Annotated in this window: 16 protein-coding genes and 1 tRNA gene; 9 read left to right on the forward strand and 8 right to left on the reverse strand. The window is 41.8% G+C overall.

What is annotated here, in order from left to right; translation table 11 throughout:
* Nucleotides 1–399: 399 nt before the first annotated feature.
* The 3 genes from ACM5QX_RS05655 to ACM5QX_RS05665 form a co-directional block, all read right to left on the reverse strand.
* A complete protein-coding gene (locus tag ACM5QX_RS05655) occupies nt 400–861 on the reverse strand; it encodes a tRNA (cytidine(34)-2'-O)-methyltransferase (RefSeq protein WP_414752746.1) in 462 nt (153 codons plus the stop codon).
* A 215-nt stretch (nt 862–1,076) separates the two neighbouring features.
* On the reverse strand, nt 1,077–2,216 hold the full coding sequence (gshA, locus tag ACM5QX_RS05660; RefSeq protein WP_414752747.1) for a glutamate--cysteine ligase: 1,140 nt from the start codon (nt 2,214–2,216) through the stop codon (nt 1,077–1,079).
* 515 nt (nt 2,217–2,731) lie between these two features.
* Nucleotides 2,732–3,649, reverse strand: coding sequence for a histone deacetylase (locus ACM5QX_RS05665; RefSeq protein WP_414752748.1), 918 nt, complete (start codon nt 3,647–3,649; stop codon nt 2,732–2,734).
* 331 nt (nt 3,650–3,980) lie between these two features.
* Between ACM5QX_RS05665 and ACM5QX_RS05670 the strand changes: the two genes are divergently transcribed.
* Together ACM5QX_RS05670 and ftsH2 are read left to right on the forward strand one after the other, a co-directional pair.
* Nucleotides 3,981–4,475, forward strand: coding sequence for a hypothetical protein (locus ACM5QX_RS05670; RefSeq protein ID WP_011319923.1), 495 nt, complete (start codon nt 3,981–3,983; stop codon nt 4,473–4,475).
* Between the two features lie 323 nt (nt 4,476–4,798).
* Nucleotides 4,799–6,685, forward strand: coding sequence for an ATP-dependent zinc metalloprotease FtsH2 (gene ftsH2, locus ACM5QX_RS05675; protein WP_414752749.1), 1,887 nt, complete (start codon nt 4,799–4,801; stop codon nt 6,683–6,685).
* 84 nt (nt 6,686–6,769) lie between these two features.
* Here ftsH2 and mutS read toward each other — a convergent pair whose 3' ends face one another.
* On the reverse strand, nt 6,770–9,334 hold the full coding sequence (mutS, locus tag ACM5QX_RS05680; RefSeq protein ID WP_414752750.1) for a DNA mismatch repair protein MutS: 2,565 nt from the start codon (nt 9,332–9,334) through the stop codon (nt 6,770–6,772).
* Between the two features lie 449 nt (nt 9,335–9,783).
* Between mutS and ACM5QX_RS05685 the strand changes: the two genes are divergently transcribed.
* The 6 genes from ACM5QX_RS05685 (at nt 9,784) to ACM5QX_RS05710 (ending at nt 17,448) form a co-directional block, all read left to right on the forward strand.
* Nucleotides 9,784–10,632 (forward strand): LPS biosynthesis glycosyltransferase, encoded by an 849-nt coding sequence (locus ACM5QX_RS05685; protein WP_414752751.1) that lies wholly within the window; start codon nt 9,784–9,786, stop codon nt 10,630–10,632.
* A gap of 262 nt (nt 10,633–10,894) precedes the next feature.
* The gene (locus ACM5QX_RS05690; RefSeq protein WP_414752752.1) at nt 10,895–12,232 is read left to right on the forward strand and encodes an S-layer homology domain-containing protein; all 1,338 of its coding nucleotides are present in this window, start codon (nt 10,895–10,897) and stop codon (nt 12,230–12,232) included.
* 347 nt (nt 12,233–12,579) lie between these two features.
* Entirely contained in the window at nt 12,580–13,626 is a 1,047-nt protein-coding gene (locus tag ACM5QX_RS05695) for an SGNH/GDSL hydrolase family protein (protein WP_414752753.1), read from the forward strand.
* 179 nt (nt 13,627–13,805) lie between these two features.
* Entirely contained in the window at nt 13,806–14,846 is a 1,041-nt protein-coding gene (locus ACM5QX_RS05700) for a M42 family metallopeptidase (protein WP_414752754.1), read from the forward strand.
* A gap of 206 nt (nt 14,847–15,052) precedes the next feature.
* Nucleotides 15,053–16,501, forward strand: a complete 1,449-nt coding sequence (locus ACM5QX_RS05705; protein ID WP_414752755.1) for a site-specific DNA-methyltransferase — start codon at nt 15,053–15,055, stop codon at nt 16,499–16,501.
* On the forward strand, nt 16,501–17,448 hold the full coding sequence (locus ACM5QX_RS05710; protein ID WP_414752756.1) for a type II restriction endonuclease: 948 nt from the start codon (nt 16,501–16,503) through the stop codon (nt 17,446–17,448). Before ACM5QX_RS05705 ends, ACM5QX_RS05710 begins: the two co-directional genes overlap by 1 nt.
* A gap of 77 nt (nt 17,449–17,525) precedes the next feature.
* On the opposite strand, the gene ACM5QX_RS05715 is transcribed toward ACM5QX_RS05710, so the two are convergent.
* Nucleotides 17,526–17,597, reverse strand: a tRNA-Thr gene (locus tag ACM5QX_RS05715).
* Between the two features lie 33 nt (nt 17,598–17,630).
* Here ACM5QX_RS05715 and ACM5QX_RS05720 point away from each other — a divergent pair.
* Nucleotides 17,631–17,897 (forward strand): DUF3493 domain-containing protein, encoded by a 267-nt coding sequence (locus ACM5QX_RS05720; RefSeq protein WP_414752758.1) that lies wholly within the window; start codon nt 17,631–17,633, stop codon nt 17,895–17,897.
* Nucleotides 17,898–18,277: 380 nt separating this feature from the next.
* Here the strand turns inward: ACM5QX_RS05720 and ACM5QX_RS05725 are convergent, their stop codons facing one another.
* The 3 genes from ACM5QX_RS05725 to ACM5QX_RS05735 all read right to left on the reverse strand — a co-directional run bounded on the left by ACM5QX_RS05725 (nt 18,278) and on the right by ACM5QX_RS05735 (nt 22,383).
* Entirely contained in the window at nt 18,278–19,936 is a 1,659-nt protein-coding gene (locus tag ACM5QX_RS05725) for a DUF1565 domain-containing protein (RefSeq protein WP_414752759.1), read from the reverse strand.
* Nucleotides 19,937–20,262: 326 nt separating this feature from the next.
* Entirely contained in the window at nt 20,263–20,961 is a 699-nt protein-coding gene (locus ACM5QX_RS05730; protein ID WP_414752790.1) for a tetratricopeptide repeat protein, read from the reverse strand.
* Between the two features lie 129 nt (nt 20,962–21,090).
* The gene (locus ACM5QX_RS05735; RefSeq protein WP_414752760.1) at nt 21,091–22,383 is read right to left on the reverse strand and encodes a dihydrolipoamide acetyltransferase family protein; all 1,293 of its coding nucleotides are present in this window, start codon (nt 22,381–22,383) and stop codon (nt 21,091–21,093) included.
* Nucleotides 22,384–22,463: the final 80 nt, after the last annotated feature.

The raw sequence follows: 22,463 nt of genomic DNA on the forward strand, positions 1-22,463 counted from the left end.
CGAGACTTTACGTTGATTATTCCCTAAAATACAACCGTGTAAACTTTTCTCACTTTTTTTGCCGCCCAGATAGTTGATAAGTGGCTAAAAAGGTGCAAATGCTTTATAAGAAAGGTTTTCACCTCTTTTGTTTCCCAAAATAGATAGATTTTAATTCATCAAAATCTATCATTCCAGTTGCGGTTGTACTGGATTTTCCTATACAAATTTCTTATATCCACACACTTGATTTTTAGGGTACTTTTCAATATTTATACTGTTTTTTATAAAAATAAAAGTGTTGATGGATACATTAAAGTAAATTGATAACATAGTTATGAGTTTCTTCAAACCCTTGCAGATTATCTGTATTATGGTTTGTCTATAAGTATTATTGCTTAAATAAAATTTGGTAACTAATTATAGTAGATATCCTAACTGACGACGGACTTCAAATAAGCCTACTGCCACGCTCACAGAAAGATTTAAGCTGCGGACACCTGGTTCAGCCATAGGAATGTATAAGGTGGCATCACAAGCTGAGAGGACGGTGGGAGGTAAGCCTGTGGTTTCACTACCGAATAGTAACCAATCATCAGCTTGATATGGAAACTGAATATAACTAGAACTGCCGCTAACGGAAAAACCTAGCAATCTACCGCCACGCTCTTGATGAGCATTTTCAAAGGCTTCTATGGTTTTGTGGTAGTGCAGTTTAACGTAAGGCCAGTAGTCTAAACCTGCTCTTTTGAGGTAGCGATCGCTAATTTCAAATCCCAATGGTCCTACTAAATGTAATTCTGTACCTGTAGCAGCACAGGTACGAGCAATGTTGCCCGTATTAGGGGGTATTTGCGGATTAACTAAAACTACCTGAGGCATTGTCCGTATAATTTCTGTTTGTATAAAAATATATATTATTTATGCAAAATCTACCAGTAGAGAGAGGGCAACCATAGGTTTTGTTAATAATTCTCTATTAAGTTATGTTGATTAGAATTTTAAAAGGAAAAAATTTGGTCAATAGTCGGTTGTGAGTTGTTTTCACTCTGAACTATTGACTATTGACTATTGACCATTGACCATTGACTATTAACTTACCCCTTTAGCTGTGTACACAACTTATTTTGCAGTTCAAGTTCCCGTTCCTGGGTGGTACTGATTGCTTGGGTGATAACGCATTGGGTGTCGAAGCCGACTTTATGTAGCTGTAGCCAGTGTTGGGCTTCGTTACCCTCGCGTAAAATTTTCTGGAGGGGAGAGAGGAAACAGCTAAAGCCATGTTTTTTAGCGATCGCCCAAACTTCTTGATATATTTCATTCACCCAATCTCTAGCTATGATGCTTCTACCGTCTTGCCAATGTGTCAGTTGGGCATCGAGACTAGCGCTAGCGGCTGCGGCTTCGTTTTCAGTAGTGAGGGTTATGAGTTCTTCGGGGGAAAACTTACTTTGGATTAAGGGATCTAGGTCGGGATGTTCTATTAGTTGTAATAACCGCGCTTCTAGTAAGGCTGTAATTGCTAGTAAGGAGATGGGGTCTGTAACTAAATCACAGATTCTTAATTCTAGACGGTTTAAATCATAGGGACGGCGATCGCCATTTGGTCTGACTGATACCCATAGATGGCGGACGTTCTGCATTGTCCCCATAGCTAATTGCTGTTCTACCCACTCTATATGATGGGCATGGCTGGTAAATAGTGGGACGTTAGTTGGCGTTTGGGGAAAGACTCCCCAACGGGTGGAATGATAACCTGTGGCTTTACCATCGATGAAGGGAGATGAGGCGCTTAAGGCTAAAAATAGGGGTGCTTCAACGCGAATTAACCGACAAGCCCGCATTAACACTTCCGGATCGTCAATACCTACGTTGATATGAACGCTAGCGGTAACTACTTTCGTTCCGTAAGTTTGCTCAATATAGTCGTGATATGGGTTGGCTGGGTCTGAGCGGAAAAAGCGATCGCTTCCACCTAAAGATAATGTACTGCCAGGAATGAGGGTATAGTCACCTAATTGCTTGAGGTAGTCTCTTAAGGCGCGTCGAGGACGCAACAAAGCACACAGCAAGCTTTCATAACTGTGTAGTGGTTCTGTTGTGTATTCTACGTTCCGGCTATCTGGTTCTCGTACAAACCCGTCTAATTGAGTCACAATTTTATCCGAGAGACCGACGATTTCACCTTGAGGGGTACCGGTGTACATTTCAATTTCAAAGCCTTTCAATAAGACCACTTTATTCTCCTCGGCTCTCCCAGCCTTTAAATTGTATCGAGTTAGACAATCCTTTACATCGACATTCGGGCAAATTTAAAGTTAAGAATTATGGAACCGTAGACTGAGGCTCTTGACTGTCATGCCTCACTCAAGGTTGAGTTATGAATGTTCCGAGTGGATTATTGCCTAGTCCGTAACCCTTGATTCATAACTCATAACTCTAAGTGCTTACTAGTCGAATTTAGATTAGTAAATTTAATCTTTTTGATATTGACAATAAAAGCAACTGGTGATTCTTAAGTCAAGAATTTACCAGCGCGGATAATTACGATCAACCCCATCAGCCAAACCACAGCGCTTAGATAAGGGTAGTTTCGCTATACATCACATTTTGCATAGGAAAATATCGATATCAATCAAGCTCAAGTTTTCTCACAATTAATTATTGATGGCTTAATACTAATTTTTGATTTAGGTGAGAAATTCTGATGTCATCTATATTCTCATGAAATGTCTAATTATTTCATAATCTATTAAAGCTTGTATTGACGGTAAACCTCACTAGCGGCACGATGCAATAGGGAATGTCGCCAAACTAGGGATGTCATATCATCAGCGTAACCACCACCAATTACGCAGGCGACGGGATAACCAGCGCTGATACAGGTAGTTAAAACCTGCATTTCTCGACGGAATAAGCCAGTGTCACTTAAGGCTAGTTTACCTAAGCGATCGCCTATGTGGGGATCAACACCAGCATCGTAAAATACTAAGTCTGGTTTGATCTCAGATAACAAATCTGGTAGGTAACTCGCCAAGGTTTGTAGGTAAGCATCATCCTCCATTCCTACTGGTAAGGGAACATCTAAATCACTGTGTTGCTTGGTTCCTGGGAAATTAACTTCGCAGTGCATGGAGAAGGTGAAAACACTGTCATCATCTTGGAATATAAACGCTGTACCGTCTCCTTGATGAACATCCAAATCGACAATGAGGATTTTTTTGACTAGTTGCTGTTGTTGGAGAACGCGAGAGGCGATCGCTATATCATTGAAAATACAAAAACCAGAACCATAACTAGGAAAAGCATGATGAGTACCACCAGCAGTATTACAAGCTAAACCTTGACTGAGTGCTAGCTGTGCTGTGAGTATTGTTCCACCCACAGCTATACAGGTACGATTTGCTAGTGCTGGACTCCAAGGTAAACCGATTCGACGTTGTGCTTTAGTATCTAGTTTACCTTCACAGTAAGATCGCACATAGTCTGGGGTATGAACTAACTCGATTAACTCTGGGTGTGGCAGGGTTGGGGTATAAAATTGCTCTGTTTGTGCTACATCATCACTTAACAGCAATTCATAGAGTTTTTTGAATTTTGCCATCGGGAAGCGATGTCCTTCAGGCAATGGTGCAACATAATCTGGGTGATAAATAATTGGCAATTCCATGTTATTTATTTTCCCAGACTGAAGCTGAATATGCTTAAAAATTTTATGGTGAGCAGAGAAATTGTAGGCGATCGCGCCTAATATATGAGAGGTTGTTTGGTAGATGATAGTTGCACCTTAATACCAATCCTTTGGCTGTTTCCTTACCATCTACCGCAGATTAATAGAATGTCAGAATTTGAGACTTGACTTAAGACATTCAATTAAAAAATCGGTTGCGACCAAAATCAATTTCCACACTAATAATTTAAATAGTCAATTTCGCCCAGATAGGGAACTTAGAGTGTAAAATTCATGTCTTCCTAAACACTGAGATGATTATGTGATCAAAATGTCGAAAACATCGCTAAATAAAGGTATACAGATATATTCAATCATCTTTACGCTCGGTGTTATCTCGTTACTTCATGCCGGCAGCAACGCCCAGGAAGCGCCACCGATATTTGGAGATGTCACCATTAGTCAGAAGTTTTCTCCAGACCCTTTAGTAGTTCGGGGTATGAGTGGCGGCTCAGTTGAGGGAAACCGCATTACTGGCAGAATAGAAACGCCTACTGGTCCCTGTAACGGATTCGTAGATGAAACACCAGACCACACCATCAGGCTGACAAGTAAATTTGATTACTTAAAACTGCAAATACAAGCTCCTCAAGATACCACCATCGTGGTCAAAGGCCCAGGCGGAACTTGGTGTAACGATGACCTAGACGGAAAAAATCCAGGCATAATTGGGGAATGGTTGCCAGGAAATTACCAAGTTTGGGTCGGTTCTTACCAAAAAGGCAAGTATTTTCCCTACACGTTACAAATCACCGAAGTTAAGTAGAGTAGGTAGCGGCAGGGGGCAGGGAGCAGGGAGCAGGGAGCAGGGGGCAGGGGAAGAACTGACCGCAAGATTTTCGCCTAATCCCCAATCCCCAGTACCCAATCCCCAGTCTCTTGCAATCTTGTATTAGAATTAGGTTAAATTTAATTAAGATTCTTATCGGCATCTTAGATTTCACATAATGCCCTTATAGCTTTATGGCGGTGCATGATTAGATATCAAATTAAAGAAAATGGATTTATAAACATCCGTTGTACAACTGTCTAGTAACTCCAGTTGCTAGAAATGAATAATCGTAATTGGCATCTAGAGGCAAATTAAAAATGAAATTCTCTTGGAGAGTCCTAGTACTCTGGACATTGCCAGCTTTGGTAATTGGTTTTTTCTTTTGGCAAGGGACGTTTGCTGGCGCTCCTGCGGACATGAGCAAGAATGCAGCTAACACTCGCATGACTTACGGTCGCTTTCTGGAATATGTGGATGCTGGACGTGTTACCAGCGTTGACTTATACGAAGGCGGCAGAACAGCTATTGTGGAAGCCCAGGATCAAGATATCGAAAACCGTGTCCAACGTTGGCGGGTGGATTTGCCAGTTAGCGCTCCTGAGTTAATCAGCAAACTTAAAGAAAAGAAAGTAAGTTTTGATGCTCATCCAGCACGTAATGATGGCGCTATTTGGGGATTGTTGGGAAATTTAGTGTTCCCCATCTTATTGATTACTGGATTGTTCTTTTTGTTCCGTCGCTCTAATAATCTCCCTGGTGGCCCTGGTCAAGCCATGAACTTTGGCAAATCCAGAGCGCGTTTCCAAATGGAAGCCAAAACTGGGGTGAAGTTTGACGATGTAGCTGGTATCGAAGAAGCGAAGGAAGAATTACAAGAAGTTGTGACATTCCTCAAACAGCCAGAAAGATTTACGGCTGTGGGTGCGCGGATTCCCAAAGGTGTACTGTTAGTGGGGCCTCCAGGGACTGGTAAAACTTTACTAGCAAAAGCGATCGCAGGGGAAGCTGGTGTACCATTCTTTAGCATTTCCGGTTCGGAATTTGTGGAAATGTTCGTGGGTGTGGGTGCTTCCCGCGTGCGTGACTTATTTAAGAAAGCTAAAGATAACGCTCCCTGTATCATCTTCATCGATGAAATTGACGCTGTTGGTAGACAACGGGGTGCAGGTATCGGTGGCGGTAACGATGAGAGAGAACAAACTCTCAACCAGTTGCTGACTGAGATGGATGGTTTTGAAGGTAATACAGGCATCATTATTATTGCTGCTACCAACCGTCCCGACGTATTAGATGCGGCGTTGTTACGTCCTGGTCGTTTTGACAGACAAGTAACCGTTGACGCTCCAGATATTAAAGGACGCTTGGAAGTTCTGCAAGTCCACGCCCGGAATAAGAAACTAGATCCGAGTGTATCACTAGAAGCGATCGCCCGTCGTACCCCTGGATTCACTGGTGCAGATTTAGCCAACTTGCTCAACGAAGCAGCTATTCTTACTGCCAGAAGACGCAAAGAAGGTATCACCCTCAGCGAAATCGATGACGCTGTTGATAGAGTCGTCGCCGGTATGGAAGGTACACCCCTCGTAGATAGCAAGAGCAAACGCTTAATTGCTTACCATGAAGTGGGACACGCCTTGGTAGGGACTTTATTAAAAGACCATGACCCAGTGCAGAAAGTTACCCTCATCCCCAGAGGACAAGCCCAAGGTTTGACTTGGTTTACTCCCAATGAAGAACAAGGATTAATTTCCCGTTCTCAACTCAAAGCCAGAATTACTGGTGCTTTGGGTGGTCGTGCAGCCGAAGAAATCATTTTTGGTTCTGCGGAAGTGACCACTGGTGCAGGCGGAGACTTGCAACAGGTGTCAGGAATGGCAAGGCAAATGGTGACAAGATTTGGGATGTCTGATTTAGGCCCCTTGTCCTTGGAAAGTCAGCAAGGAGAAGTATTCTTAGGTCGTGACTGGATGACCAGATCAGATTATTCTGAATCCATTGCGGCAAGAATTGACTCTCAAGTCCGGTTGATTGTTGACGAATGCTATGAAAACGCTAAGAAAATTATGCGTGAACATCGCACCGTTACAGATCGCATCGTTGACCTGCTGATTGAAAAAGAAACCATTGATGGTGACGAGTTCCGGCAAATTGTGGCTGAGTACACTGATGTACCTGATAAGCAGCAGTTCGTACCACAACTGTAGGCTTTAAGTTTTATCAGCAAATAGCAGGGGATGACAAAAATCATCCCCTTTTTTTATATCAAAATTCAATGTTCCACGAAAATCCTAAAGACCTTCACGTAAACCCATCGCAATCTTACTATGTTTCTCAATCTGCCCCATGACTTGTTTCGCCCGTTGAATGACTACTGTTGGTAAACCCGCTAATCGTCCCGCTTCGATACCGTAGGACTTGTCAGCGCCTCCTGGTTGGACTTGGTGGAGAAAGATAATTTGGTCTGGTAATTCTTTCACGGTCACCTGATAATTAGCCACATTGGGTAACATTCCCGCCAGTTCGTTTAATTCGTGGTAGTGGGTAGCAAAAATTGTCCGGGAACGAATGTCGGTGGCGATATATTCTGCAACCGCCCAAGCGATGGAAAGACCGTCAAAAGTAGCGGTTCCTCTGCCAATTTCATCTAATAAAACAAGGGATCTAGATGTGGCATGATTGAGAATATTCGCCGTTTCATTCATTTCTACCATGAACGTAGATTGACCCGTGGCTAAATCATCTACAGCACCAACACGGGTAAAAATGCGATCGCATACTCCCAACCTAGCAGATTTAGCCGGAACAAAACTGCCAATCTGCGCCATTAGTTGAATTAAACCCACTTGGCGTAGGTAACAACTTTTACCACTGGCATTTGGGCCAGTTAGAATAATTAAGTCAGGAAGTTGGTGGGTTTCTTCATTACTCCCCAACTGGGTGGAATTTGGCACAAAGAACCCCGCAGGTAAGGACTGTTCCACCACAGGATGGCGACCATCGATAATTGCTATCTCTCGTCCATTCACCATTTCGGGACGACAATAACCTTGATACACCGCCAACTCAGCTAAACCACACAACACATCGGCGGCGGCTACGGCGCGGGAAAGATGGCGAATTGCTTCCGCCTGTTCTCCTACTTCTTCCCGTAAGCTGACAAAAACCTCATATTCCAACTTATGTAAATCATCCCGTGCTGTGAGAATCCTGGCTTCCCGTTCTTTCAATTCCGGGGTGATGTAACGTTCCTCATTTTTCAGGGTTTGCTTGCGGATGTAATTGGCGGGTACTTGGTCAGCTTTGGCGCGGGAAATACTAATGTAATAGCCAAAGGTTTCATTAAATCCCACCTTCAGTAAAGGGATTCCCGTTCTCGCCCTTTCATCCACTTCTAAATTAGCAATCCATTGGTGGTCTGCTTCGACGGTCGCTTTTCTCTCATCCAATAAAGGATTGACACCTGGACGAATCAAGCCCCCTTCTTTGAGATGTAATGGTGGTGATTCTACTAGATGAGCGTGTATTTTTTGCGCCAGTTCTTCTAAAATTGGCGGTACTTTTTGCAAAGCCTTGAGGAAAGGCGAATGGGCATCAATGACCAAGTTGGCTAATTCTGGCAAACGGGAGAGGGAATCAGCTAAAGCAACTAAATCTCTAGCATTTGCAGTCCCTGAACTAGCCCGACCTGTTAGCCTTTCGAGGTCGTAAATTTGCCGTAACAAATGCCGTAAATCTTGCCGTAATCGAGTATTTGTGACTAATTCTTGGATGGTGTCTTGGCGTGAATTAATCCCTTTAATATCCAGTAGGGGTTGTAACAGCCAGCGCCGCAAAGCCCGACTACCCATCGCCGTGCTAGTTTTATCTAATGCCCATAGTAAGGAACCATGAAAAGTACCATCACGAACTGTTTGGGTAATTTCCAAATTACGGCGGGTTTGGTTATCAACAATTAGATAATCGGTAATGGTATAGGTGCGGAGTCTTTGCAGGGATACTTGCCCAGCTTTTTGGGTATCTTCCACATATTCCAACAACCCACCAGCCGCGCGCACAGCCAAGGGGAGATGGTCACAACCCAAACCTTCCAGCGATCGCACCTTAAATCTCTGCAATAATATGCCTCTCGCTTCGGGTTGGGAGAAGGGGAGTTGCGATCGCAAGCTATAGCAAAATGATGGGGGTAAACATTCTGGAAGGTGCGGCGAAGTCTCCCCTGGACGCAGCAATGTACCCAAATCTGGGGCGTTGGTAGGAACCAATACTTCCGAAGGTTGCAACCGCATCAATTCTTGGGTCAACCGTTCTAAATCACTATCTTGAGTCGTGAGAAATTCCCCGGTGGAGATGTCTGCATAGGCTAGCCCCCAATGATTGCTCGTAATTACCACAGCCGCCAAGTAATTATTACGACTTGATTTAAGCATTCCTTCTTCGAGCAAAGTGCCGGGAGTTAGGATGCGCGTCACCTCCCGCCGCACCAAACCCACAGCCTCAGAAGCATCTTCTACTTGGTCGCAAATCACTACAGCATAACCTTTTTCCACCAATTGGGTAGTGTAGCGTTCCCAAGCATGGTGAGGGACACCAGTCATGGCTACCCGTCCAACTTCGCCACCGTGTTTACTTGTCAGGACTAATTCTAATTCTCTAGCTACCGTGACAGCATCTTGAAAAAACGTTTCAAAGAAATCACCCACCCGATACAACAACAACGCATGAGGATATTTATCTTTCACCTCAACATAGTGCTGATACATCTTACTCAGCTTAGTGCGGTCTACCAGTCGAGTGTCGGCGTGAGGTGTTGGAGGAGTATGGGGTTCCGTCGGCTGAATGTCAGAAGCGGTCATAGATAGATGCTGGAAGTTACGCACAGAGAAGCCACAATACCTGATGATAACGTGCTGTGCTAAATTGAGGGGCGATCGCTCAAGATTTTTTTATGCTTTGCCCCTCCTGAGTCATAAGTATCAAGTAGTTAATCATAAACAATCAGTAAAAAATATAACTTTTAATTTACTTAATCAATAAAGATATAGCTGTCGCCAGCAGTGTTAGGACATCAATAGATGATACAACCTAGACACAACAAGACTTTTCACCCAGTCCCCAGCTACATATCTCAATCAAACGAGAAATTATGATAAACGTGCTACAAATACCATGACTAGGCTAGAATGTGGCATAAAATTTTAGGCAAAATTAGCCGCCGACATACATTGTTCCCGTACCATTTCGCAGCAAGAAACCATAAATCACTTTGAAACCAGATTCTAGTTAATGAGTTTTATTAAAAGTTATGGATAAACAAGAAACGGTTAATAATTACCTGATTAACTACATTCATCAGGTGTTAATTATTGCTCATAAAGAATCAACCGAACAGTTAGAAGCGACCTTAAATAAAGAGGGATTAAATTACGAAGTTCTCCGCCAGGAAAGTCAACCAGAATATCAAAACTTTTCTCGCAGTTATTTGTGTTTACTCAATCATAGAAGCGCCTGGGAAAAAGCCAGACAAACTGATAAACTAACACTCATTGTTGAAGCAGACTTCGTACCAGTCATTGGTTTTGGTAAGTTACCCTTACCTTTTGATCCTCATCAAAAGGATGTTGGTATTAGTTGGCTTTACACTTGTGCGCCCCAAGTTTATCACGTTTCACCAGAAGGCTATGCTCAAGGTTTTTCTACTTCCGCCGTTGCTTATATTGTCAATTCGCAAAGTGCCACCTATTTATTAGAACTAGCTGATGAAATCACAGAAAAAATAGGAGCCACTAAATACTCAACTTGGGATTCCGAGATTGATAAATTTCTCCTCCAACGCAAGCTGAAAAATTACATTCCTTGGCGCAATTATGGAGAACATGGAGGTTTACCCAATCCAGAACATCGACAAAACAATCTGGGTAATGTTCATCACGCTGATGTCCTCTACGGTAAACTTGCCTTTACGCCGTTGTATGCCCTTGGTGAACAAGGTGGAACATGGAAATTTCTGACAGTGAGATTGCAAGCGCGTCTCAAAGGAATTGCCCGTTTGGCAGTAGGGCGCTTTTTACGTCCGCCAGTTGTCCGAGGTTCTACAACACCCTTGAGATTAATTAGATTCGCTTTATTGCGACAGTTCTCATTGAGGCTTTAGTCCACAGTCCAAAACCCTATTTACTATGACTAAGGGACTTCCAGATAAAAAAATATCCAAAATGTAGGGTGCGTCAGTGCCATAGAACCTAACTATACTCAGAGATTATTCATACTGACGCACCCTACCAAACCATTAATTTCGGATAAATTTTTTGGTGTTCCCTAATGACTAATGACCACTGACATATTTTTTCCCAAACTTAGTTCAGAGGTGATACTCTGCGCTAGGGTAGGAATTGACGCGCGATTTGTGATTTCCTGTGCTTCCTTGTAAACGACCAACTTTAGTCTTGAGCTTGGCTGTTTTCTTGACTTCATTAACAGCCTGTGCAAACACTCCATCTGCCAAAAACCTAGAACAGTCTTTGGCAGCAGATCCGAGACTACAAACCAATCAAGTGATCTTTGGGGAAACTAAGGAGGGTGAACCCCAGCCAGGGCAAAATCAACCTTCAGTCCAACTACCGGCGGATTTTCCCCAAGATATACCTTTATATCAAAATGCTCAATTACAGGAAATTACCCCCGCAAGTGGTTCAGAAAAACGCGTATCAACTACTTGGCTGAGTTCAGACCCCAGCAATTTTATTAGTAGTTTTTATCGTAGCCAGTTCCAGACCAACAATTGGCAGATTTTACAACAGCCAACTGATGATGTAGAGGGAACTTTTGCCGCACGTCGGAACGATTTGCTGGTAAATGTGTCGATTCAACCCAAATCGGTGACTAACGCCGCAGCCAATCAACCCCAAACAGCAACAGCAATCAAGATAGAGTACGTTCTCAATAGCACCGCCACAGCAGCATCAAATATTCCTACGGCAGGTGATACCCAGTTTATCGGCCCAGTACCGCCAACGAATTGGACGAAAGATAATTCCACTACTCCAACAGTCGCATCAGAATTTAATGATGTAAATAAAGCACCGCAACAACTGCGCCAATATATTCAAGATTTAGCTGCATTGGGCGTTTTCAGTTCTGCATCTTCAACGAATAAGAATAATAATCCCGCCAACCAATTTGAACCCGGTAAAATCATTACCCGCCGAGAATATGCTCGTTGGTTAGTCAATGCCAATAACGCTATGTATGCCAATAATTCAGCGAAGCAAATTCGCTTGGCTGGGGAGAGTACACAAGCAGCATTTACTGATGTGTCGTCTCAAGATGCTGATTTTCCAGTCATTCAAGGATTAGCCGAAGCTGGTTTAATTCCTAGCCCTTTATCGGGAGATGCGACAGCCGTTTTGTTTCGTCCCGATGCACCCCTGACAAGGGAACAGTTAATTCTGTGGAAAGTTCCTCTCGACACCCGTCAAGCCTTACCCAACGCTAATTTAGAAGCGGTGAAAGAAACTTGGGGTTTCCAAGATGCAGGGAAAATTGACCCCAAGGCTTTAAGGGCAGTTTTAGCGGATTTTCAAAATGGTGAACAGGCTAATATTCGCCGCATATTTGGTTATACAACACTGTTTCAGCCCAAAAAACCAGTAACTCGTGCTGAAGCTGCTGGTGCTTTGTGGTATTTCGGCAGTCAGGGTGAGGGTATATCGGCAGTTGATGCACTCAAGTTAAAACAAACAACTACACAGTAAGCTATGACACTTTTAAATTACATAGTTACTTGTATGGTTTGTTGACAGTTGACGGTTAACTGTCAACCGCCAACACAAAAGTTGTGCAAATTAAAGTAAGGGCAGCGTAGGAAACGCGATGGTCTGCGACTGACCGGAAGTCATCGCCTACATTGCAAATTAATCTCATTACGGAAATTCACTTAAAATCTTGATATTTTTAGCTAATTTTTCTTGATATCTTATGGTTGGCTATGTAAAGTTACTTAGCTAGGATTAGCAAATATGCACTGAGTGTTATTTACAACATTGCTTATTGTGACTTTATCAAACAAGCTCAACGATAAAATTTCATTATTTCATTAAAAATGAAAACTAAATTCATCGCGGCAAGTTTTATTACACTCTCCTTAATGTCGCCGCTAAAAGCTTCGGCTGCAAATTTTACCGGGCTTTACGTATTTGGCGATAGCCTGTCTGATACAGGTAATACATATAATATTTCCAATTTATTTAATCCTTTGAATCCCATTCCTCCTAGTCCGCCGTACGAGCCGGGGCGTTTTTCTAATGGTCCAATATGGGTAGATTATGTAGGAAGCAAGTTAGGTTTAACACCCACGCCCATCACTAATCTAGTTCCTGATTTAAATGTTAGTCGTCCTCTGACTGCACCCTTTCCCACACAAGGTATTAACTTTGCTATCGGTGGCGCTAATTCCGGTGAAGGTAACTCTTTTGGTTTTCCTTTACCTGGAGTTTTACAGCAAGTATCTGCTTTTCAAGCGTTACTACAGGTTAATCAACAAAGCTTTGATTCTAATGCGCTCTATGCTGTGTCCGGTGGTGCAAATGACTACCTTTTTCCTCCTCAGTTCAGTGATCCCAGTAGACCCCAACCCTACACGAATATTTCCCAGGCTGTAAGTAACCTAGCGGCAATAGGCGCAAAAAATATTTTAGTGTTCAACTTGCCGGATTTAGGCAGGATTCCAGCATCGGGAACAAATGGTCGCAATCCCGCAGCACTGACTCAAGCAACTCTAGATTTCAACTCAAACTTAGCCAAAAATCTAGACGAAATTCGGAAAAACCAACAAGTAAATATCATTGAAATTGATATTTATTCTTTAGTTAACCGTGTGCTTGCAACTCCCAATGAATTTGGTTTTGAAAATGTAACTAATTCTTGTCTCTCTCAGTTTCTTAACTGTAGTAACAACCCCAGCAAATATTTTTTCTGGGATGATGTCCACCCATCAACTGACGGTCATAAGTTAGTAGCAGAATCAGTCTTAGCGGCAACAACTCCTGAGTCTTCAAGCACAATTGGCGTATTATTTCTGGGTGCATTGGGTGCAATGAGCAGCATTAAACGCTTACAGCGAAAATCAATTAAATCTTCAATTCAGTAAAAAAGGTTACTGCTAAATTATTAGCTGTCTCTTGCTCATTCACATACTTGAATGAGCAATTATTTTAAAATATGGAAATACCATAAAATAGCCCTGTGGTTCTAGTTTAAATAGCTTATCCAGACAATATATTGAATATAATTGGATATGGCTGATATAGAGATGAAATAAAAGTATTGATGTGCAATTACAACCAATTATTTGAAAATATCGCAGAATTAGTGATGCACCATTCGCCCAGTGGTGCAGAAGCCGAAATTAATCAGCTTTTGTTACAAAAATTTGCGGCGCTTGGTGTGGAAGTTTGGAGCGATCGCGCAGATAATATCATAGCCAAAATTCCGGGGAAAAACTCTGAGCGAGCGATCGCCATTACAGCCCACAAAGACGAAATTGGGGCGATCGTCAAAAATATCGGTGATGCCGGAAAGGTGGAAGTCCGCAAGCTAGGCGGCGCTTACCCTTGGGTTTATGGTGAGGGTGTCGTTGATTTATTGGGAGACAACGAAACCATTAGCGGTATTCTCAGTTTTGGTTCCCGCCACGTTTCCCACGAATCACCGCAAAAAGTTCAACAAGAAGACACAGCAGTTAAATGGGAAAACGCCTGGATTGAAACCAAACGCACTACCGAGGAATTAGAAATTGCTGGGATTCGTCCAGGGACAAGAATGGTAATTGGCAAACATCGCAAACGTCCCGTGAGGCTTCAGGATCACATTGCTAGTTATACATTAGATAACAAAGCATCAGTAGCAATTTTATTGGCTTTAGCTCAACAATTAAAACAGCCAGCAATGGATGTTTATTTAGTAGCATCGGCTAAAGAAGAAGTAGGAGCTATAGGGGCATTATTCTTTACCCAAAATCAGCAATTAGATGCCTTAATCGCCTTAGAAATTTGTCCCATATCTGAGGAATATCCTGTTAAAGATAGCGAAGATCCTGTACTTTTAATTCAGGATGCCTATGGCATATATGATGAAGGACTAAATGGAGAACTGCGCCAATGTGCCAAACAATTGAATATGTCGATACAGCTAACAACCTTAAGCGGCTTTGGTAGTGATGCTTCTATAGCCATGAAATTTGGTCATGTGGGACGTGCTGCTTGTTTGGCATTTCCTACCCAAAACACCCACGGTTATGAAATTGCTCATTTGGGGGCAATTTCCAACTGTATTAATTTGTTAAAAGCTTTTTGTGAGACTGAGTTTTAGGGCAAATAATATTATTTACAATAAGTCGCAAAAAGAATATATTCAATATTTAAATTGATTACTGTAGAAGCATAACGAAGTATAATTAGGTTCTGACTGTTGTCAATTAGTCTATAAAAAATAGGATTCAAATTTTAAGTAATAGACGATAGTGCTTTGTCCTGATATGATCTTAGGCTGCCTCTTTGTCACAATAAAAATCTAAAATGACTTCATTTGAGCTTGAGAGTCCAACAGAAATAAAGACTGACCAGACTGATATTGATCAAGAGATGGATTTCTTTGTACAAGAAATTTCTCGATTCAATAAAGCACTTGAGCAACGCTTTAGAGATAAGATGCAACTACATGAAAGTTTAAGTCGAAAAATAGTTAGTTTTCAAGCTAATAAGTCAAAACCTCAGTATCGCTGGTTTAAATATAAAGAAGCTTTTTCAGTTGATTTGGTCAATCAGTTAATATTCGAGTACGAGAAAAAATCATTTGAGAGGATTCTTGATCCCTTCGCAGGATCAGGAACAATGCTATTTGCCTGTAGTGATGCTGGTATTCAAGCAGATGGTATAGAAGTATTACCTATTGGTCAAGAGATTATTGAAGTAAGGAAAATAATCCAGCGACAATTCCGTCGAGAAGATTTTTTGAGATTGATTGAATGGTACAAACAAAAACCTTGGAATCAGCATAATAATAGAAAATATCTTAATCGTTTAAGAATTACTGACGGAGCTTATCCTCCTGAAACAGAAGCATCAATAGAGAGATTTTTATTTTCTCTAGAAAAAGAGAATATTCTTGTGAAACAAGTTCTCCGTTTTGCTCTATTGTGTATTCTTGAATCTATCAGCTATACCCGTAAAGATGGACAGTATCTACGTTGGGATAAAAGAGCATTTAGGAAAGGTGGATCAGATAAATTTGATAAAGGTAAAATTCTGGATTTCGATGAAGCAATTACTGAGCAAATAAAATTAATTTTGAATGATTCCTTTGACGTAATAAGTAATACATTATTTTGTTATGGGACTCAAAGAAGTGAAATTAATTTATTTAATGCTTCATGTCTTAAAATTCTGCCTGAATTTGAGGAAGATTTTTACGACTGTATAATTACTTCTCCACCCTATTGTAATCGTTATGACTATACACGTACATACGCTCTAGAATTAGCTCTATTAGGTGTTGGAGAAAAAGATATAGTACAACTCAGGCAAGATATGCTGAGTTGTACTGTTGAAAACAAAGAAAAGTCTCTTATTCACAATTGGCAGGAAGCATTATGTATACTTGATCAACAAGAATTGTTACAAAGTATCTTGCGCTTTCTTGAGCGAGAGCTTGAAAGAAAAAAACTTAATAATAACGGTATTCCTCGTATGATAAAAGGATATTTCTACGAAATGGCTTGCGTTATTATAGAATGCTTTAGAGTTTTAAAAAATGGCTCACCTTTATTTATGATAAATGATAATGTTCGCTATGCAGGTATTGATATTTCGGTTGATTTAATTCTTTCTAATATTGCAGAAAAAATTGGTTTTAATGTGGAGAAAATTCTTGTCTTACCTACTGGCAAAGGTAACAGTAGCCAACAAATGGGGATACATGGAAGAAAGACACTTCGCAAATGTGTGTATGTTTGGAGAAAACCCTAGTGCCATATAAATATCATCTTCAAAGCAATGATGATCTTGTAACTCCATATCAAGAAGTCCGAGCAGGATTTGTTGCTTTAGCTTTGGAAAGAAATCGAAAAGCCACACCATTTGTTGAGCAGGCAAGAGCCTTAAAAATCAGAGTAAGCCAAATTGAAAGACCTCAAGACCTTTTACAAATTAAAGATATCAGACCTGCTCTATTAGCTGCCTCTGGGGTATCAGATAAAGCTGCTGGACATCTTCAAGAACAAGATAAAGTCGATGCAATAGAAGGTTTAATTCAAAACTTCTTAGAGCCTGCTGGAGAAAACTTTGTAGAAGAACTAGTCTATCGTTTCCTACTTACGCGTGGAGATACACTTGGTGGATCAATGCGAAATGTTGGTGGGATACTTGCTGAACGTAAATTTGCAAGATATATTATTTCTGCACTAACTCTATCGAATACCTCTTATAAATGGCTAGATAAAAACAGTAAAACTTGGCTTAATCAACCTGATGATGATACAGACATTGAATTACGTCTTAGGGGATTAAGTTGGAACTTGGAGGGTAGGAATAGGACTTTCATTTATAATGTAAATGTTCCGATTGTGCGGAAAAACATTGATATTTGTTTGTTTGATTGCAGACAAAATAAAATTGAAAAGAATATAATTTCAAACCCAAATATCTACATAGCTCTAGGTGAATTAAAGGGCGGTATTGACCCAGCAGGAGCAGACGAACATTGGAAAACAGCGAACAGTGCTTTAGCCAGAATCAGAACAGCATTTGATCAGCACAGTCTTAAGCCATATACTTTTTTTGTGGGATCTGCTATAGAAAAAAGCATGGCAGAAGAAATCTGGCATCAACTAAATTCTGGCATTCTTACTAATGCAGCAAACCTCACTCAGCCTGACCAAGTTGCCTCTTTGTGCGCTTGGTTTATTCAACTTTGATGTACAGTGACTAATTATTTGTCACTGTAAAATAGTCAAGAATTAGTCAAGACAAGAATATAATTTTCTGAAACCCAAGCCGATGATGGGATTTGAACCCACGGCCTGCTGATTACGAATCAGCTGCTCTACCACTGAGCCACATCGGCATATACGATAAGAGATTATAGCATTATTTACTCATGGTAGAACCTAATCCCACAAAGCACCTTAATCCTGAACAATATGCCCGCCTGAAAGCAGAAATGTCTACCCCATATCGTGGCTTGCGGCAACTTCTCTATGTTGGTTTTGGCGCTTCTGGCTTTATTGGGGCATTTATCTTCTTTTTTCAGATCCTAGCTGGGCGAAATATGGAAACTGCTTTACCTAACTTCGCTCTGCAAGTAGGAGTTGTAGCATTGATGATTTTTCTCTGGCGTTGGGAACAAAGTCGCCAAAAGCGATAAACAATACGATTGTTTTGATCTAAATACTCTACTCTGAATGGATGAGTATAAGTACTTATTTTTCTGAAAAAAGCAGCTTCAAAGCTTTATTGATAGTAATTTTTGTTAAAAGTAATTCATCTTTTTATAAATTACTAAATATAGGGAAAGAAAAAATAAAAAAAATATTATGAAATCAGGAATTAATAAATTTTTTGAGAGACTTGTAATTGTTAAAACGGGGTCAGCCAATATAAAGACCCTGAAGATAGACACGCCACTTTGGATGGGGTTGGACTAATTTAAAGACCCCTAAGTTAAAAAAAACACGATATTTCAAGCGCCAGACAAGTATATTCTTGGTCTGGCGCTTGAAATTTCTAATAACTGCCCCTTGCTTTTTATTGGGGAACTTGAACTAAATAAGATGATGGCAGTGGTTGTGCGCGTCCAGCATTGACTAATGCTTGGTAAACAAAGGCAGCAATTTCCGCTCTGGTAGCTGGACGATTAGGATTGAGTTGACTAACTGTGGGATAGTTAATCACTAATTGCCTTGTGGTAGCTGCTGCAACTGGCCCAACAGCATAACCAGGAATTTGACCAGCATCAGAATAGATAGAAATTACATTTTGATTGTTAGCAGTTAAGCCTAGCCCGTTAGCTAAAGACACCAATGCTTGGACTCTGGGAATTTCTTGCTGTGGTTTGAATGTACCATCGGGATAACCGGAGACAAATTGGCTCCGATATGCAGCTTGAATTGCTGCAAAAGCCCAGAAATTGCTGCTGACATCACGGAAATTAATGGCGTTGCGTTTAGCTTGTGGTGTTAAGGCTTTGGTGACAATAGTGGCAAATTGGGCGCGGGTGACAGGCTCATTAGGTCTAAAAGTGCCGTCAGGAAAACCAGCAATGATATTTTGGGAGGCTAAGGCTTCAATGTAACCTTTTGCCCAGTAATTTGTGGTTACGTCCGTAAAGCCTGTACCTTGACCAGAAGGTGGTGGTTCAACACTAGCAGCCACAAAATCGACCTGGCCAAAAATCTTTTTCTGGTCAATATCATTACCCACAGCCAGAATGCGGACTGTTTTGGTGGCGTTGTTCACATCATAACGACCGTTGCTACGGATTAAATTACCACCAGGATTTTCACTAGTACCAAGGTCTGGTTGAGCATTAACAGTTGCTACTACGCCGTCCCGTTTATTGTTTTGAATAACATTCTTACGCAAAACAGGCTTGGCTGTTTCTGAAATGTATAGACCGTCTTGGTTCTGCACAATTTGGTTTTCTGCCACTAAAGGCGTAGAAGTACCGCCGATCGCAATCCCAAAACCAGTATCCTGAAATAAGTTATTACTAATCTCTCCTAGCGCTGACCTAGCTACAGAAACACCGTTACCTTTGTTTTGGATAAAGATATTACCTTGAATTTTGGGGTTTCCTGTACCAGTGACAAAAACGCCTTCCCTAACACTATTGGTAAAAGTATTGTTTCTGATAATGGGATTGCTGGATTCTACCCACACAGCAGTACCACGTTGATTAGGATTGGTGGCGGTGATGCCAGCGATCGTGGTGTCGTTATTTGCCAAAATGGTAATATCTTGTCTGGCAAAGGTACGGCTGGTATAGAAACCACCACCTGTAATCAAGACACCTTGACCTCTAGCAGATTCATCACCTTGTAGCGTTACCCCTGGTTTGAGGATCAAAGGAAATTGTTCCCCAGTTTCACTGCTATAGTTTCCTGGTGCTAATTGAATAATCGTCCCTGGTTGGGCTTGATTGAGCGCAAAGGTAATTGTTTTGTAGGGTGTTGCAGCTGTCGCACCACCGCTAGCCGTATCTGTACCAGTTGTTGGGTTGACATAAATTACTGACGCTGTCGTGGGAACCTGCGCTGTTAACGTTGGCGCAGCACCAGCATTGACCCCACTAGGTACTAGCATGAACCCGCTAGAAGCAACTAATAAGGCTGTGATTCCAGTTGGTAAGGATAAAATCGAGCATAAATTTCTTAATGAAGAAAAGTTAAACCCCTGATGTGTCATTTTTTGCTTCTGTGATTTGCTGATTGTTAATTGGTTAAATGGGGTTATTTAGCAGATATCTAGCGAGAAAACCCCTGCCAAACTATACCGGATGACTAGCAAATCAGCAGCTATGTTTCGCAAGAAATTACATAAATTTTCCTTATTATGCTAAATTTGTCGGTTGTCAGTTGTTAGTTGTCAATTGTTTGTGATTACACGTTGCGCGTCAGTTGTTTTGGAATCTGGGCGAAAACATCCCTTGTGAAGGATGTTCACATCTTGAAAGCCACTGACTACTGACCATTGGCCGCTGACAAAAACTCTATCCCCTTGTGGGTAGAGTTTTATGAGAGATTATCATCAGAGTTTTTGATTCTCTGCAATAGTTGTTCGACTTGGTTAGCTTTTTCGTTTCTATTCTGTTTTTTGAAAATATTTAAAGCTTTTTCTAAAGAAACTAGGGCTTCATCTTTTTTATTTGTTTGCCACAATACCAAAGCGACATTGGTGAGAGCATCGCCATAATCGGGATTAATTTCTAAAGCTTTTTGATATTGGGCGATCGCCTCACTCCAGCGATTTTGACTAGCATAAACTATACCCAGTGCATTGTAAGCCACGGCGTACCGCGATTTGAGGCGAATGGCTTCTTGATAGGCACTGATTGCAGCTTCTACTTTTTTCCCACGGAAAAATACATTACCTAATTGAAAGTGTCCAAAAGCATCATCTGAGTATTTTTTCAAAAATTTACACAGGTTTACTTCTGCACCGGGTAAATCACCTTGACTAAATAGCGCATTAGCTTGTTGAATCAGTTGCGATCGCTCTTGTTGGGGATCTGCAAACTGTGCCAGTTTTTGTACTTGTTTGGTTCGCGGTTTTTGTTCTGCGTTGCTTAAAACTTGCTCACAGGCTGATTTCGCTGGGGAATTTTCCTGTGCTGTTGCGGGAGGCAATATACCAATGGTTGTAATGATACTCAGCGTTAGACAGCTAAGAGGTTTAACAAATCTTGTTTCCATCTGGCTTTTTTGCTTCATCGCCCCAATCTCTCTATCATGCTCTGATCCATGATAAACCGAGGCTGGGGGTATAGGGGTATGGGTCATAGGGGTGAGAATACGGAGAAGTTCACCCTTACACCCTTACACCCTTACACCCTTACACCCTTACAGTGTCAAAGATTGAGCGTCAGTTTCAATTAACTTGGCTAAATCTTGTAAGAATGCAGCAGCATCAGCACCGTAAATAATTCGGTGATCAGATGTAATATTTACCTGCATTTGTTGTTTGATAGCAAACGAACCATCGCCTGTGGCTACTAGTTGGGGGCGAGATGCGCCGATCGCTAAAATTGAACCTTGTCCTGGGGGTAAAATGGCATCAAATGTATCTACACCAAACATCCCCAAGTTTGATAGGGTAAAGTTACCACCACTATATTCATCTGGTTGTAGTTGTTTGCTTCTGGCCTTGTCTACTAGAGATTTCCAGGTGCGGGATAGGGAGTAGATATCTATCTTGTCGGCATTTTTTAACACTGGTGTAATTAAACCGCCACCATCCATCGCTACAGCTACCGCAATATTGATGTCAGGATGGTAAACAAGACCTTGATCTGAATAGCTGGCATTTAATAAAGGATGTTTTTGTAATGTCACCGCTACAGCTTTCGCCAGTAGCGCTGTCATGGTTACACCTTTGGATTTAATTTGTTTGTAAAGTTTGTCTAAGCCATCGGTGGTGATGGTGTAACCCACACGGAACACGGGTACATCTAGACTCGCCACCATGTTACGAATGACGGCGTTTTGTAGGGTATTAAATGGTACTACTTGCCCAGGTGCAGCCGCTACTGGTGCTGGTGCTGGTGCTGGAGTCCTGGTTGCTGGGACTGGGGTTGGGGTAAAGGTGGGTGTGGGTGCAGTCGGTGTAGTGGCTGGTTGCTTGACTTTACCAATAGCAGCTTCTATATCATCGGCCACAATGCGACCGTAGGGGCCACTACCTTTGAGACTTGTCAAATCAACTTTTAGTTCTTTTGCCAACTTGCGGGCGCGGGGTGAAGCTACAAGCCTACCCTCGCGGTGGTTAGAGCCATTTTGTGACGCGGCTGGTACACCTACGGCGGCGGTGGCTGCGACTGGTTCAGGAGGGGCGCTAGGAGTGACCGCAACACCATCAGAACTGCCTAAAGACTTGGCGGCTTCGATTTCCGCTTCGGTTTCGGCTACGTAAGCGATCGCTGCTCCGACAGGTGCGCTATCACCAGCTTCTACAATGATGTGGGCGAGATACCCTTCATAGAAGGTTTCTACATCCATATCTGCTTTGTCTGACTCTACAACCACCACTGTTTCGCCTTTTTCCACTTTATCGCCTGGCGATTTCACCCAGGAGACAATTTTGCCTTCGGTCATGGTGGAACTCAGCGCCGGCATGAAGATTTCGTGAATGCTCATAGGGTGGTTTCAGAATCAATGGGTTTAAGGAATTTAACAGCTTTTGCCAGATCGAATTGTATCTTGGTACGAGGGTTTTA

This window comes from Anabaena sp. CCY 9910, assembly GCF_963920875.1.
GTDB classification, from domain to species: Bacteria; Cyanobacteriota; Cyanobacteriia; order Cyanobacteriales; family Nostocaceae; genus Trichormus; species Trichormus variabilis.